At 37.2% G+C, this 15406-nt stretch carries 17 protein-coding genes; 4 read left to right on the top strand and 13 right to left on the bottom strand.

Translation table 11 applies throughout. The features are described 5' to 3' along the window. The first annotated feature begins 227 nt into the window (after positions 1-227). The 3 genes from AXA65_RS00645 to AXA65_RS00635 all read left to right on the top strand — a co-directional run bounded on the left by AXA65_RS00645 (position 228) and on the right by AXA65_RS00635 (position 2271). A complete protein-coding gene (locus AXA65_RS00645) occupies positions 228-860 on the top strand; it encodes a peptide deformylase (RefSeq protein ID WP_086048020.1) in 633 nt (210 codons plus the stop codon). Positions 861-954: 94 nt separating this feature from the next. Next, positions 955-1878, top strand: a complete 924-nt coding sequence (locus AXA65_RS00640) for a DsbA family protein (protein ID WP_063968246.1) — start codon at positions 955-957, stop codon at positions 1876-1878. A 45-nt stretch (positions 1879-1923) separates the two neighbouring features. Continuing rightward, entirely contained in the window at positions 1924-2271 is a 348-nt protein-coding gene (locus tag AXA65_RS00635) for a phage holin family protein (protein WP_034974664.1), read from the top strand. 170 nt (positions 2272-2441) lie between these two features. On the opposite strand, the gene AXA65_RS00630 is transcribed toward AXA65_RS00635, so the two are convergent. The 13 genes from AXA65_RS00630 to AXA65_RS00570 form a co-directional block, all read right to left on the bottom strand. Continuing rightward, entirely contained in the window at positions 2442-3134 is a 693-nt protein-coding gene (locus AXA65_RS00630; protein ID WP_063968207.1) for a hypothetical protein, read from the bottom strand. A 13-nt stretch (positions 3135-3147) separates the two neighbouring features. Further along, positions 3148-3882 carry a tryptophan synthase subunit alpha gene (trpA, locus tag AXA65_RS00625; protein WP_063968206.1) on the bottom strand — a complete coding sequence of 245 codons (735 nt, stop codon included), beginning with the start codon at positions 3880-3882 and terminating at the stop codon, positions 3148-3150. Positions 3883-3958: 76 nt separating this feature from the next. Further along, a complete protein-coding gene (trpB, locus tag AXA65_RS00620; protein ID WP_063968205.1) occupies positions 3959-5137 on the bottom strand; it encodes a tryptophan synthase subunit beta in 1179 nt (392 codons plus the stop codon). Between the two features lies 1 nt (position 5138). After that, on the bottom strand, positions 5139-5612 hold the full coding sequence (locus AXA65_RS00615; RefSeq protein WP_063968204.1) for an OsmC family protein: 474 nt from the start codon (positions 5610-5612) through the stop codon (positions 5139-5141). Beyond that, complete coding sequence (locus tag AXA65_RS00610; protein ID WP_063968203.1) at positions 5609-6253, bottom strand: phosphoribosylanthranilate isomerase; 645 nt, start codon at positions 6251-6253, stop codon at positions 5609-5611. The genes AXA65_RS00615 and AXA65_RS00610 overlap by 4 nt, the downstream gene beginning before the upstream one ends. A 16-nt stretch (positions 6254-6269) precedes the next feature. After that, complete coding sequence (gene trpC / locus AXA65_RS00605; protein WP_063968202.1) at positions 6270-7049, bottom strand: indole-3-glycerol phosphate synthase TrpC; 780 nt, start codon at positions 7047-7049, stop codon at positions 6270-6272. 48 nt (positions 7050-7097) lie between these two features. Beyond that, the gene (locus tag AXA65_RS00600; protein WP_063968201.1) at positions 7098-8471 is read right to left on the bottom strand and encodes an ankyrin repeat domain-containing protein; all 1374 of its coding nucleotides are present in this window, start codon (positions 8469-8471) and stop codon (positions 7098-7100) included. 23 nt (positions 8472-8494) lie between these two features. Continuing rightward, a complete protein-coding gene (gene trpD / locus AXA65_RS00595) occupies positions 8495-9484 on the bottom strand; it encodes an anthranilate phosphoribosyltransferase (protein WP_063968200.1) in 990 nt (329 codons plus the stop codon). A gap of 315 nt (positions 9485-9799) precedes the next feature. After that, positions 9800-10201, bottom strand: coding sequence for an endonuclease/exonuclease/phosphatase family protein (locus AXA65_RS00590; RefSeq protein ID WP_063968199.1), 402 nt, complete (start codon positions 10199-10201; stop codon positions 9800-9802). A gap of 1 nt (position 10202) precedes the next feature. Then, positions 10203-10769: an anthranilate synthase component II gene (locus AXA65_RS00585; RefSeq protein WP_063968198.1), complete on the bottom strand. Its 567-nt coding sequence runs from the start codon at positions 10767-10769 to the stop codon at positions 10203-10205. After that, complete coding sequence (locus AXA65_RS00580; RefSeq protein ID WP_063968197.1) at positions 10766-12184, bottom strand: anthranilate synthase component I family protein; 1419 nt, start codon at positions 12182-12184, stop codon at positions 10766-10768. The genes AXA65_RS00585 and AXA65_RS00580 overlap by 4 nt, the downstream gene beginning before the upstream one ends. Positions 12185-12417: 233 nt before the next feature. Continuing rightward, positions 12418-13974, bottom strand: coding sequence for a T9SS-dependent choice-of-anchor J family protein (locus AXA65_RS00575; RefSeq protein WP_165596549.1), 1557 nt, complete (start codon positions 13972-13974; stop codon positions 12418-12420). Positions 13975-14111: 137 nt separating this feature from the next. Then, positions 14112-14579: an acyl-CoA thioesterase gene (locus AXA65_RS00570; protein ID WP_063968245.1), complete on the bottom strand. Its 468-nt coding sequence runs from the start codon at positions 14577-14579 to the stop codon at positions 14112-14114. A gap of 348 nt (positions 14580-14927) precedes the next feature. Between AXA65_RS00570 and AXA65_RS00565 the strand changes: the two genes are divergently transcribed. Further along, a complete protein-coding gene (locus AXA65_RS00565) occupies positions 14928-15290 on the top strand; it encodes an arsenate reductase family protein (protein WP_063968195.1) in 363 nt (120 codons plus the stop codon). Positions 15291-15406 lie beyond the last annotated feature (116 nt).

The following is a 15406-nucleotide window of genomic DNA, read 5'->3' as shown; positions in this document are numbered from 1 at the left end:
TTTTCCAGCTTTAAAAAATTATGAAATTTGATATCAATATCAAGCAGATCTGAACGTGTCAACCTTGCGAAGCGCACCCTGCTTCGACTTCGCTCAGCATAAACTCTATGAGCGCAGTCTTTTTTCTTTTTGGTGCCTGAGCGTAGCAGAAGGCACCAAAAAGAAAAAAGCAGAATCGGAAGGCGGATAAGGTGCCCAAATTATTATCTTTGAAATAAAAATAAACGATGCGGAATTTTACGGTTTTAATGTTATTGTGTCTGGGAACTTTTGCTTTTTCTCAGAAATTCTCAAAGGAAGAAAAGGAACTGATCCTCGCCGGAGATATCAAAACGGCTTTACCGATCTACCAGACCGACCAGGAGGACCAACACAAAGTCCTGCTGAACCAGTCCGAAGAGATATCGCCCAAAGATAAAAACCTGCCAGTCCTGATAGAAAGGATGAGGTTGGCTCTTGCTGCAACAGACGGTGGTGTTGGGATCGCGGCGCCTCAGGTCGGGATCAATAGGAGAGTGGTGCTGGTGCAACGCTTCGATAAACCGAATGCGCCGGTAGAATATTTTATCAATCCGAAGATCACCTGGTGGTCCGAAATTCTGAACAAAGGTCCGGAAGGCGACCTGTCCATAGAAACTTTCCGCAGCGAGTTTTACAGAAGCTACAGCATCCGCTTGGAATATTATGACCTCGAAAATAAGAAACATGACGAGATGGTGGAAGGTTTCACGGCTGTGATCTTCCAACACGAGATCGACCATTTGTTTGGAGTCCTGATTTCGGATAAATTGGAAAAAGAAAGAAATGAATCTTACAAGACCTTGCAGTTTTACAAGAAAAGCAGCTCGGTGACAAGATAATTTCGAATTGATGAACACTAAAAAACTAATCCTGATATGCTTATGTCTGTTGTCTTTCTCCTTGAACGGACAGACCAAGAAAACTAAAAAAACGATGAACCAATCTACAACAAACAACAATCCACTGCTTTGCGACGCAGAAACTGGCGTATGCGGCGTTCCTGAAGTTGGGAATAACAACAATGTCAAAATCGATAACAAAGAACGATCCATCAAGGTGATCTATTTCACCGATCCGATCTGCTCGTCCTGTTGGGGTATAGAGTCGCAATTGAGAAAGATGAAACTGGAGTATGGCCAGGAAATCGAATTGGAATATCACATGGGAGGACTACTTCCTGACTGGAATTACAACAGTGGCGGGATCAGCAAACCTTCGGACGTTGCGCACCATTGGGACGAGGTCAGCGGCCATTACGATATGCCGATTGATGGCGATGTTTGGCTGGAAGATCCATTGGATTCTTCGTATCCGCCGTCCATAGCTTTCAAAGCAGCACAGTTGCAGAGTGGAGAAAAGGCGATCATCTTTATGAGAGAACTAAGGGAATTGGTCTTCTTGAAAAAGAAAAACATTGCCAAATGGGAAAACATCGCTTTGGCAGCAGAGAAAGTTGGTTTGGATGTGGATCAGTTGAAGTCAGATTTCGAAGGCAAAGCCAAAACGCTTTTCGAAGATGATCTGAAGTTGGCCAGGAAGCTAGGCGTGAGAGGATTTCCTACTTTATTTTTCGTGGATGCCAATGGTGAATCTCAAACGGTTTACGGCACAAAACCATATCCGTTCTACGAAACGGCGATCCTAACTGCCAATCCAAAAGCGACAAAGAGCGAGTACGCAAAAGATTGGGAATCACTCTTCAAAAAGTACAGTTCTATGACGGCTAAGGAGTTCAACGAGCTGTCTGGTAACAACAGAAAGGAAAGCGAAAGAATGTTGAACGAACTCACTTCCCAAGGAAAACTGGAGAAAACAACGACCAAAAACGGCGCTATCTGGACGCTAAAAGCCAATTAGGTCTGGTTTTTGAATAGAAAGTTTTAACCTATAAAATTCAGAACTATGAACTTCATTATCCGTTTGCTGATCACCGCAATATCAGCGTTTATCCTTAGCAAAGTCCTTACAGGCGTCCATTTCGACGGCTTTATGTCCACTGTTATTTTCGCCATTGTTTTGGGACTTCTCAACCTGATCGTAAGACCGATCCTATCGATCCTGTCATTGCCGATCACGATCTTGACATTAGGTCTATTTTCATTTGTCATCAACGCGTTGATCATCTTATTGGCCGATTATCTGATGGACAGTATGGAAGTTGCGGGTTTCTGGTGGGCACTTTTGTTCAGTATTTTGCTCTCACTGGTCACATCAGCTTTCTCAACCATCTTCGAAAGCAACGAGGATTAAAAATAAAAAAGAGTTTCAGTCAATTGAAACTCTTTTTTTTATAGCATCATTTGGGCAATCCCTCGCCAACACTAAGGCCGCCGCTCGGGCCGGGCTATCCGTTACTATCTTTTTGTTTTTCCCGAAGCTTTTCCCCACGCAAAAAACAAAAAGGATAACCACTTCTATCCCTATTGCAATGCAGACTGTCGATGATTATTTTCAGCTTTGTTCACATCAAATGTTATAATTTCCTTTTTCCATTTGCGTTTCTTTGAAATTTTATATTTCAATTCTATTGATAACAATCCGTTTTTTATTTGAACATTACCGAACAGATTTTCAGCATATAATTCATTTGAGTTTTCCAACGTCTTTGCGATCTTATCTTTTGGGATTTTCACTACATAAGACTTATTATCGTTCAGGTTCGTAAAAATCAGATCATCATTGTTTTTTATTGTTAAGACAAATGGCTTCTCTCCAATTTTCTCAATGAAGACCAATGTTCCAAGATCTGATATTTTATCACCCGTAATTTTATCGTAAAGAATATACTCATCTGGTTGACAACAACCTGAAACAACACTGTTTTCAATTAAAAAAGAATTGCCAAATTCTGTCCAACTCTTATAACCTAATCGTCCACTGAATTCCATTTCATCTTTGTCCAGTTCAAATATTTTCTTTTTCAACGCACCATTTTGAAACGTGATCCAAGATGAGTTACAATCAAACTCCCAATAGATTTTTGTACCGTTTTGAAACGCTGTGGTCTTGCAAGAAATTAGATCGTCAAGATATGGTGTCTCTGAACAACTGCAAATTTGAGCAGATATGAATGTTGAGAAACAGGAGAATAATATGATTGTAAAAATTTTCATTCTAGGGAAGTGACTAATTTTTCACACCTTCAATAAACGCTTTCCCTTTCGCTTCCCAATCATTATTTTCCAACAAGATCTTGACGAAAGCCGTCCCGATAATTCCGCCTTGAGCTTTCTCGGTCACATTTTCAAAATCCGATTTATCCTTGATCCCGAATCCGATGAAAACTGGATTTGTTAAGTTCAAAGAAGCTAATCTGTTCAGGTAATCTTCGTTCTTCAAAACAGCGTTTGCATTGCCTGTGGTGGAAGATGAACTTACTGCGTACAAAAATCCAGAACTCAAAGAATCCAAATATTGGATGCGTTCTTCCGAAGTTTCCGGCGTTACGAGAAAAGTAAAATTCAGATTGTACTTCTTAAGGATCTCACCATATTGATTTTCAAAGGCAATTGGCGGAAGATCTGGAATGATCAGTCCCGAAACGCCCACTTCCGCACATTTCTGACAAAAGTTCTCGAACCCAAATTGCAGAACTGGATTTAAATATCCCATTAAGATCTTAGGAATCGTCACAGAATCCTTGACTTCTCCTAATTGTTCGAATAGTTTTTTGATGCTCATTCCGTTTTTCAAAGCCAAAGAATGCGCATCCTGGATCACAGGTCCATCCGCAACAGGATCAGAATACGGAATCCCAATTTCCATCATATCCGCTCCAGAATCTTGGATCAGTTTGGCTATTTTTCCTGTGTATTCCAGCTCGGGTACTCCGGCTGTGAAGTATATGTTTAGTTTTTTCATTTTTGTTGTATTAAAGTATTGACGTAAAATGTATTAACGATTCTGAGGTCATAAATACATTAATACGTTTTACATTTTACAGATGTTTCAAATAAGTCTCCATATCCTTATCACCTCGACCGCTAAGACAGATCACCACCACATCATCCTTCTCGAATTTCTTTTTATCCAAAACCGCCAAAGCGTGCGCGCTTTCTAGAGCTGGAATGATGCCTTCTATCTTTGTCAGTTCAAAAGCAGATTTCAAAGCTTCATCGTCATTGATACTGAAAAACTCAGCGCGATTCTCTCTGAAAAGATTGGCGTGCATTGGTCCAATTCCAGGATAATCCAAACCTGCGGAAATAGAATGAGGTTCGATGACTTGACCGTCTTCCGTCTGCATTACAAGACTTTGGCTTCCGTGCAGAATTCCTAAAGTTCCAAGAAAAGTGGTGGCTGCAGATTTTCCTGAATCGACGCCAAAACCACCAGCTTCAGCCGCAATGATCTTCACACTTTCTTCATTCACATAATGGTAAAAAGTCCCTGCCGCATTACTACCGCCGCCAACGCAGGCAATCAGGTAATCTGGATTTTCTCTACCTATCTTCTCATTCAGTTGTTCTTTGATCTCCTTCGAGATCACACTTTGGAATCTTGCGACAAGATCTGGAAAAGGATGCGGGCCAACCACGCTTCCGATGATGTAATGTGTAGATTCCGGATTGTTGATCCAATCTCTCAAGGCTTCATTCACCGCATCTTTCAAGGTTTTGGAACCGGAAGTTGCGGGAATTACGGTTGCACCAAGCATTTTCATTCGGGCAACATTAGGAGATTGTCTTGCAATGTCGACTTCGCCCATGTAAACGATGCATTCAAGACCTAACAACGCACAAGCAGTCGCAGTTGCAACGCCGTGTTGACCGGCGCCGGTTTCTGCAATGATCCTGTGTTTCCCCAATTTTTTAGCTAACAAAGCTTGTCCCAAAGCATTGTTGATCTTGTGTGCTCCAGTGTGATTCAAATCTTCTCTTTTCAGATAGATCTGCGTCTGATATTTTTCGCTCAGATTTTTTGCGAAATAGAGCGGCGTAGCGCGTCCGACATAGTTTTTCAGCAAGTCCTGAAACTCAGTTTGGAATTCTTCAGATTCGATGATCTGGATGTATTTTTCCTGTAATTCGGCAACGTTCGGGTAAAGCATTTCAGGAACGAAAGCACCTCCGAAATTGCCGTAGTAGCCATTTTTATCTGGGTTTTGAAAGTTCATTTTAATTTTCTTTATATGTTATTTCTGGTTGATGTTTCACTTCGAAGTTTAATGAATTGGCTATAAAGCAATATTCATTGGCTTTCTGATGTAGTTCAACCGCTTTTTGTATCATTTCTTTTTCAGCAACCACAATCTTTGGTTTTAAAGTAATTTCACTGAATTTTCCACTTCCGTTCTCATTCTCGATCATTGTTCCTTCGGCAAGATCTTCATATTCCAAAACCAGAATTTTGTTCACGGAACAAAGATGAAGATACCATAACAAATGACACGAAGAAACCGAAGCCAACAAAAGGTCTTCAGGATTATGCAATTGCGTATCTCCTAAAAAAGCTGGGTCAGATGAACCTAAAATATCAGTTTTTCCATCAATAGAAATCGTGTAATTTCTTGTGTAAGAACGATAATTTTTTGTTGATTCTGCAGTATTTCCGGTCCAAAGGATTTTGCTTTTATATTGATGATTCTTCATTTTAATAATGGTAAAAGATTTTTAATTTTTTCTAAATCTTTATGTCCCGGTTCGATTTCGAATTTCGAATTGATGTCGAGCGCGATTGGTTGATGGTTGATGGTTGTAATTTGATGGTTATTCTCGGGCGAAATTCCACCACTTAAAAGATAAGGAATTGGAATTTCAATCTCATTTAAAATATTCCAGTCGAAGGTTTGTCCTGTTCCTCCAAAAGCTTTTGAGTCCGTATCAAACAGGAGATAGTTGATGGTTTTTGGTTGTTCGTTGATGGTTTTTTGTAATTCGTCAGGCGTTTGATTTCCGATTCTGATGACTTTTATTATTTTAATTTCTGGGTTCAGTTTTTCTCTTAATTCTGAAATGAAATTGTCTGTCTCGTCGCCGTGAAGTTGGATGAAATTTAAGTTTGCCTTTTCTGCAATTTCAATTATATTCTCCAAATCTTCATTCACAAAAACACCAACTTTTCCTGAATGTTCAATGTTTGAAATATGTTCTAAACTTAAATGATTCAAGACAAATCTCGGCGATTTATCATAAAAGATAAAGCCTAGGAAATCAGCCTTTAAATCAATTAATTCTTGAATCTGATCAAGTTTTGTGAGTCCACAAACTTTAAGTTTTAGTTGGTTTTCCATTTCTAACTTCTAAAATCTAATTTCTAACTTCTTGAATAAGTTCCCCAAATTTCTTCCCTGGATCTTGATTCTTCATAAAATATTCTCCCATCAAAAATCCATCAAACCCTTTTTCTTTAAGGAATCTGAAATCTTCTTCATTATAAATCCCACTTTCTGCAACTGATAAAATATCGTTTGGGAGTTGGTTTTTCAAATTGACAGAATGTTGCAAATCAACTTTAAAATCCTTCAAATTTCTGTTGTTGATGCCGACAAAATCAACGTTTTTATTGATATGAACAAGTTCTTCGTCGGAATGGATTTCCAATAGAACTTCAAGATTCAATTGATGAGCCAATTCTGTAAATTCCGAAACCTGAGTCGGTGAAAGGCAAGATGCAATCAACAAAATGACATCGGCTCCAATTGATTTTGCCTCGTAGAATTGATATTCATCGACCATAAAATCTTTTCTCAAAATTGGAATGTTGATGTGATCTCTGACGCTCAAAATATCTTCAAAACTTCCGCCGAAAAAATCCTTATCAGTTAAAATAGACACTGCGCTTGCTCCAAATTTTTCGTATTGAGAAACCACTTCCAAAGGCGAAACTTTATTATTGATGATTCCTTTGCTAGGTGATTGCCTTTTAAATTCCGTAATAATCCCGGATTTGGATTTCAAAGTTTCTTTCAACGAAAAAGTTGCCCTTCCAAAGAATTCTGAATCTTTCAGCTGCTCGACAGTAATTTTAGATTTTGAACCTGCAACTTCCTGTTTTTTCCGTTCTATGATTTTATCGAGGATGTTCATTCTTTCTAATTATATTGTTTAAGTATTTTAAAAGTCGTTTTCAATTAATTACAATTTCAAACCGAGCCATTTTTTGTTTCCAGTTCTATCGACGGTTTCTTTGAGTGTACTTTGGATTGTATGTCCATAAAAATCTGTAACATCAGTTCCTGCTCCGTTTTTTAAAAGTAATACCGCAATATCGTAATGATTATATTGAATGGCTTTTAGAAGGGGCGTTTGCTTGTCATCATTCGTTTTGTTAACATCCGCACCTTTTTGTATTAATAAGTTGACTGCGTTATAATTCTTCTCATTCCAAACTGCCTCCAGCAATGCTGTATCACCATTGTCTTTCTGGATGTTGACATCTGCACCGTTTTCCACAAGATATTTTGTGATTTCGAAATTGGTTTCCCAAACTGCTTCCGAGAGTGGAGAAACACCTCCAGCACCGTCACTTTTTTGGTTGACGTTGGCTCCTTTTTCCACCAAAAATTTCACTTTTTCTATGCAGTTCGATGAAACAGCTTCTATCAGTGGTGTTCTTCCATATTTGTTGTTGGGATTTATTTTTGCTCCTTTTTCAATTAAAAACTGCATAAGTTCTGTTGAACAGGAATTTTTTCCTGAAGCACAAGAAAGTGGCGTTGTCCCGCTTTGGGAAACAGAATTTACATTTCCACCCTTGCTAAAAATCATTTTTGCAATGTCGGAAAAATCTCTTCTGCAAGCCATCATCAAAGCGTTTTCTCCGTCCTTTGGATTGATGTAATTGATATTCGCGCCTTTCTCGATGATTTTTGAAATCAAATCCTCAGAAATAGTTTCGCTGTATAAAGCGTCTAACAGTACATTTCTTCCTGTTTCTTTACTGGAACTATTGACGTCTACATTTTGTTCCAACATTTTTTGAGCAACATCATTCCATTCATAAGCTATCGCCCATTGTAAAGTAGAAGTTCCATCCGAATCTTTGCTGTCAATTGTTGCATCGGCATTGTTTTCAAGTAAAAATTTTGCCATTTCTTCACCTCTGTTAGCACACGCTAAAAAAAGTGCGGTATGGCTAGCTTTGTTTTGAGCATCGATGTTTGCCTTGTTTTTAAGTAGTAATTCTGCAATTCTTCCTTGGTTGTAAAAAGTTGCTACCATCAGCATTGTCCAGTCTTTATTGGAAAAATCGTTCGCATTTTCCTGACGTCCACCTCTGAAAAATCCTTCGAATCTGGAATCGATATCAACTCCTTTTTTTAAGAGATCTTGAATGCCTTTAACATCACCATTTTTAATGATTTCTATTATTTTTTCGCTTTCCACTTTCGGAAGTTCCACAATTTTTTGTTGGATCTCTGGAGTTGGAATTGTTTTCTTCTCAGCCGTCTTGTCTTTGCAAGATTGGAATGCAAAAGATATGATCAAAAATAAGAGTAGATTCTTCATTTGTGCTTTATTAAATTTTACATTTAATTATCGACTAATTGCTTTAGACAATTTAATGCTTTTCCGCTCTCCAAACTTTCCTTTGCAAGTGCCAGACAATCGTCGTAATTTCCATATTTATTAGTGTTTAAAAGTGCGACTGCAGCGTTTGCCAAAACTACAGAATTCTGTTCCTCAGTTCCTTTCCCTTCCAAAATATTGATGAAAATCTTCGCAGCTTCTTCTTTGGTATTACCTCCAAAAATACTTTCCGCTTCTATGTTTTTGAATTTCAAATCTTCTGCCGAATATATTTTTTCGCCAAATTTATTGATAATCTTTGTATCTCCAGTCAATGAAATCTCATCATAACCATCCAAAGCGTGAACGAGCATAAAGTCGCTTTTCTGCTGTTGCAAAAGGTATTGATAAACTCTGGCGATTTCAAGATTTGCAACGCCAATCATAGAATATTTTGGTTTCGCCGGATTTACCAACGGCCCTAAAATATTGAAGAATGTTTTGAGTCCCAATTGTTTTCTCAAAGGCGCCACAGATTTCAAAGCTGGATGGAAGAGTGGTGCGTGAATGAAACAGATGTTTCCTTTTTCCAGATCAGCTTTAAGATCCTCAGAATTATCTTTGAATTTGTAACCCAATTCTTCCAGAACATTGGACGAACCAGAGATTGATGATGCGCCGTAGTTACCTTGTTTAGCGACTTTTTGTCCGGTTCCTGCAACGATGAAACTCGCCAAAGTCGAAATGTTGAACGTGTTTTTTCCGTCGCCACCAGTTCCGACAATATCAACCAAATCGTTCGTTCCCAAATCGATAGGTTTTGCCAATTGAAGTAATGCTTCTCGAAAACCAGTGAGTTCTTCCAAAGTAATGCTTCTCATCAAGAAAACGGTGACGAAGGCCGTAACCTCGCTTTCATTGAATTTATTCTGTGAAATCTCAGTCAAAATCGCCTTTGCTTCGGCTCTTGTCAAAGTCTGATGGTTGAAAAGATATTGTAGTATTTGTTTCATTTTTTAATTTTTAGGATGGAAGTTTTTTTTCATTTGTTTTAATTTTCCAACTATTCAATTTTACAAATTACAGCATTGTGGTCAGAGATTTTTCTGTCGATTTTTATCATTTTGCTTGTAACCTTTTTATCATTCAAAAAACTTTTGTCCATAACAATATGGATAGCACAATCTGCATTTTCCTTTGTTAAAATCTTCAAATTTTCATTTTCGAAAAATAATTTTGTTTCATCAATTACTTTTTTGCTAGGATATTTAAAACCCGAAAATGAAATATTGAAATCTCCTGAATAACAGACATTTCCTTCTATTTTTCTAATTTCTTTTTTTTTGATTTTCTAAGTCATTTTCAAAATGAAAACCTCGTCCGCCGAGACTTCCGATGATACTTCCATATAAAGTTAGTTCTCCAAATTCTGTATTGATTTTTCCACAAATTGCGGTGTATTTATCATAAGTTCCTATTATTTCCCTGAAAGAATACTTTGAAAAAATGCTGACTCGATTTTCCTTTTCATTATATTTTTGACCATCGTGAAAATGTGGTAATTCTTTTGAATGTATGCTAAAATATTCAGTTCCAAAATCTATTGTTAAATTGGTTTCTGTCAAAAAAAACAAATCAGGATTTTCCTCTGAAATTAATTTTTTTATAAAATCCAGTTCAGTATTTTCATTGATTTTCAATCGCTCAATATTCCAGCTTAAAATTTTCATTTTAATTCGTTAAAAAATTCTCTAAAATCTTTCTACCATCGGGTGTCAAGATACTTTCCGGATGATACTGAACAGCGTGTACATCATACGTTTTGTGTTTCAAACTCATGATCATTCCATTTTTGTCAACGCTTGTGATTTCTAATTCTGAAGGAAGATCTTCTGTATTAACTGCCCAGGAATGATATCTACCCACTTCCAAAGTTTCTGGTAAACCATTGAAAATCTGGTGCGCATTGATTTGAATAGATTCCGTTGCAACACCGTGATAGATCTCGGAAAGATTGATCAAACTTCCACCAAAAGCTTCTGCAATAGCTTGTTGTCCAAGACAAACACCGAATATCGATTTCGTTGGCGCGTATTTCTTTATTAATTCTAACAAAATCCCTGCTTCTTCTGGAATTCCTGGGCCTGGAGAAAGAATGATCTTATCGTATTTGTTGATGTCTTCCAAGGCGATTTTATCGTTGCGGAAAACGTCTACTTCTGAACCGACAATCTGTTCTATGATTTGAACCAAATTGTAAGTAAAACTGTCGTAATTATCGAAGACTAATATTTTCATAATTTCTCTGCTTTTAAAACGGCTTTTTTCAAAGCTCCTAATTTGTTGTTCACTTCCTGCAACTCACTCTCTGCAACGGATTTGGCTGTGATTCCAGCGCCAGCTTGATAGAATAATGTATTGTTTTTACTCAAGAAAGTTCTTATCATAATCGCTTGATTACAACTTCCGTCGAAACCTACAAAACCAATACAACCGGCATAATAACTTCTTGAAGTTTTTTCATGTTCATCGATAAGTTGCATCGCTCTGTATTTTGGTGCGCCACTCAAAGTGCCTTGTGGGAAAGTGGTGGCGATCATTTCGTAAGGATTTTGATTTTCTTTCACGTCAGCAACCACTTCGGAAACCATATGTATCACATGGGAAAAGAAATGAATTTCCTTCAATTTCGAAACCGTTGTATTTTTCCCGTGAATGCTCAAATCGTTTCTTGCAAGATCCACCAACATCGTGTGTTCAGCGTTTTCTTTTGGGTCTTTTTTGAGTTCTTCGGCAGATTCCAGATCTTTTTCGATATTTCCGGTTCGTTTGAAAGTTCCGGCGATTGGATGAATGATGGCTTTTCCGTTTTTGATAATCAACTGGCTTTCCGGACTTGAACCAATTAATTTATAATCACCATAATCGAAGAAGAATAAATAAGGAGAAGGATTGATATTCCTCAAAGCACGGTAAACATTGAACTCATCACCTTGGAATTTTTGTTCAAATCTTCGGCTCAAAACCAATTGGAAAACGTCGCCGCGGAAACAATGTTTCTTTGCAAATTCTACGGATTCCAAAAACTCTTCATCTTTTAAATTCGAAGTTTCTTCTGCCGTGATCTCAAATGGAAAAACAGGCGCGTTTTTTTGATTGATGAAATTCTCTAGCGTGGAAAGTTCAGATTTCAAACCATCTATCTTATTTTCAATTAAAAACATTTCATCATTGTGATGGTTGATGGCGATGACATATTGATACAATCTGTAACGCATCAACGGGATTTTATTTTCCTCAGAAAGTTCCTTGAATTTTATATTTTCGAAGAACGGAATTGCATCATAACTGGTATATCCGAAAAATCCCTGTGCACTTTTCCCTATCTCGTGGTTTGGTTTTTCACATTCAAAAGTGCTGGAAAACTCCTGAAGCAAATCTGATAATTTTTCATTTTCTAACTGAATTTTTTCTGGATTTTCCAAAGGGAACTTGAATTCAGCTTCGTGATAATCTCTGATTTCAATTCCAGCAATGGCGTTCACACAAATGAAAGAATATGAATTTTCAGAGTTTTGATTTCCTGCATTTTCGAGGAGGATCGTATCTCGAAAGTTGTCGCGAAGTCGAAGGTAAATTCCGATTGGCGTGAAAAGGTCTGCTAATTGGGATTTGACAGTAGTTTTTACTTTTATGGTTTTACTGAATTTCATCAGATTAATTTTAAAATTTAAATAAAAAAAGACTTCAACAAAAATGTCGAAGTCTTATTATGATTGCGTTATAGTTAGTTCAGAATTTAGAACACCGATAAGCCTTTCAGACCCGACAAAGAGTTAGAAAGCCACCACCAGATATTGTTCATTGTTTTCATTACAGCAAATTTAGAAATGATTTTTAATTCCACAACTATTTTATTGAAAAAATTCTAAACTAATTTTTATAACTATTTTATCACTTTCTGCGAAGTAACCGATTTGTTGGTTTCGATTTTTACCAAGTAAGTTCCTTTTGGATAATTTCTAAAGTCAACTTTGTTATTATTTCCTTCGATGGTTCTAAGTAGTTTTCCATCTATGGAATATACTTGAACTAATTTTAAAGTCTCATCAGTTTTGATAGTCAATTGGTCAACGACGGGATTTGGATAAACTTTGATTGAAGTTTTATTTACATCATTAACAGCTAAAATATTCTTCGTAAGAGTAACATTGTCAACTCGTAAAGATGTCGTCGTTGTGACTGGGGCCGTTGTATTTCCAAATCCGAAATAATAAACATTGTCTGCGGTTGCTGTGTAAGTTTTCGTAAATTCTGTGTAGGCACTTGTACAGATTACGTTTGTGCTTAGCGTCTCAATAATATCATTCCTGTCTTGGCTGGTTGCTACAGCAAGTTTTAGAGTAGCCGGATTTGCTTCATCACTCCCGATTCCGGAATAATATTTTACAGTGACCGTTTCATCTTTTTTCAGATAAATTGGATAGGAGAAAATCCAGTCATTCTTAACTGCAGTCGTGCTGGTGCTGGTATTGTTGTAAACGTAACCACTTCCATTTTGGGCAACAGTTTCATTATCACCGTTTATCCAAGAATTGGAAGCCCAACCGTCAGAATCATATTCGCCGTAATTTTCTGCTGTTTTTTCGAAGTCGTATGCATAAGGAAGTTCTGAAGGTGTCCAAACTGACTTTGGTCCAGCCCAACCAGAGCCGCAATCTGCATTTTTTAGGAAGAATTGGTATCTTTTTCCAGATTGTAGATTATCAAAACTTTTAGTCGTAGAAGAAGTAATTCCTTTTGATGAAACTGAGGTGTCAAAGGTGGTTAAACCTGTATCGTAATTGGTAATTCCGGTTGTTGTAGACCAATCGATGGTTACAGAATTTGGTTTTAGATTTGAAACTGCAAATCCGTTCAAAGATGGCATTACGCAATCGGAAGATTGACTGATATACAAATCATCTAAAGCCAAATAAGTTCCGCTATTCGTATTATTTACAAAAGCCAAATAGATTGTTTTTCCTTTGTAGGCGGACAAATCCAAAGTATGTTCTGCAAAGTCAAAAGCCTGCTCGTTATCGATTTGAACTAATGTGGTAGTGAAAGATTCCAGATTGTTGTTGGTTTCGGAAACTTTGATCGCGTAAGAATCCGGGAAGTCAAAATCATAGGATTTTCCTTTCCAATAAAGTGTCGGATTACCGTCTTGAGGGATTGTAATGGAAGGCGTGATCAACAAGTCATTTGACTGGCCTTCCGGGTCATAATATGATGTGCTGAAAGCAATCTTATTATCATAGGCATCATAATACTGAATCCACGCTTCTGTATTGAAATCCTGAACTTGTGCAAAGAATGGAACCAAATTTCCATCCGCATTGATGGTTTTGAATTGTGATAAAGGTGTTCCATTGTTGTTCTCGAAACCTGCATTGAAAACCTGCGCATTGATACTGACCAATAATGATAAGGCCAATAAACTGATAATTTTTTTATTCAATTTGAATATATTTTTAATTCGGAGCAAAATTAAATATTGATATTCGTATTGAATCATTCGAATTGTTAAAGGTTGTTCAATTTATAATCGTTATTAATTGTTATTTTTCAATTATAGATTGTTTAATTTGAAATTAATTAAAGAAAAGGTTTCATCTCATCCTCGATGTCGCGGCGGAGATTCATTAGTTTGATGGCGTATTCCTGCATTTGTTTTTCCTGTTCTGTGGTTGGCGTCCATTTTGGAACTTGGACAGATTTTCCTTTTTCGTCCACGGCTACAAAAACAATAATACAATGCGTTTTCTTCTCGAAGGTTTTTTCTTTGATATTTCTGGAATAGACATCGATGGCGATGTGCATACTGGAAGTTCCCGTGTAAATCACGTGAGATTCCAGCTTGACAATTTCCCCAATTTTGATGGGTTGATAAAACCGGATTCCGCCGACGTAAACGGTAACGCAATAGCTGGATGACCAATTGCTTGCACAGGCGTATCCGACCTGGTCTATCCACTTCATCACGCTTCCACCATGGACATTGCCTCCAAAATTGACGTCTGTAGGTTCTGAGATAAACTGAAAAGTAATTGGTTTGTTGTCCATTTTTTTTTGATAATTAAATTCAAATGTAAGGCTTTTGAATAGAAATGGAAATTTCAATTTTAATAAAAAATCTTGTTTCGAAGACGAATCTGCAACCCGGCCTGAACGGAGCTCTTTTTTGTCATTGCGATTTCTGACTGGTTCTATTGATTGCTTACCGTTGTTCGCCATGACAAAAAAAGCGGGAGTGGAGGACGGATAAGTTGCCCAAAATATGAAACTTAAATCCTTAACGAACGTTAAAGTTATGGATGTAAAATGCACAAGATGAGACCTTGCGTCGGGGCGTAATATAAGATAACTAAACGACATAGCCAACATGTGAAAAATAAAATGTATTTTTGCAAAATGAAAAAAGTATTTTATCTTAAAACTTGCGATACTTGTAGAAAAATATTAGGACAATATGATACAAGGGATTGGGAACTACGTGAAATAAAAACAAACCCAATTACTGAGGAAGAAGTGGAAGATATGTACAAATTGGCGGGTTCTTATGAAGCCCTTTTCAATAAGAAATCCAACCAGATAAAACTGCAGGAACTTGACCCAAAGACCCTACAGGAAAAAGATTACAAAGAATTGCTACTGGACCACTATACGTTTTTGAAACGTCCGGTTTTCTTGACGGAAGAAGAGATTTTCGTAGGCAGTGACAAGATCAACCTTGGTAAATTAAAAGATTATTTCCTTTCTAAGAAAGAAAATTAAGCCATAAAATTTGTACAGTAAATCAATCCGGAGCGATAATCGTTTCGGAATTTTTTTGATAACCACAAAAGTCACAAAAGCAAAGGGTTTCTTTAAGTTTATCGTAAGTTTAAAAA

The sequence above is a fragment of the Chryseobacterium sp. FP211-J200 genome, assembly GCF_001643375.1.
GTDB classification, from domain to species: Bacteria; Bacteroidota; Bacteroidia; order Flavobacteriales; family Weeksellaceae; genus Epilithonimonas; species Epilithonimonas ginsengisoli.
Note: the sequence above shows the minus strand (reverse complement) of the source record. Positions and strands in the feature narration are given on the sequence as shown.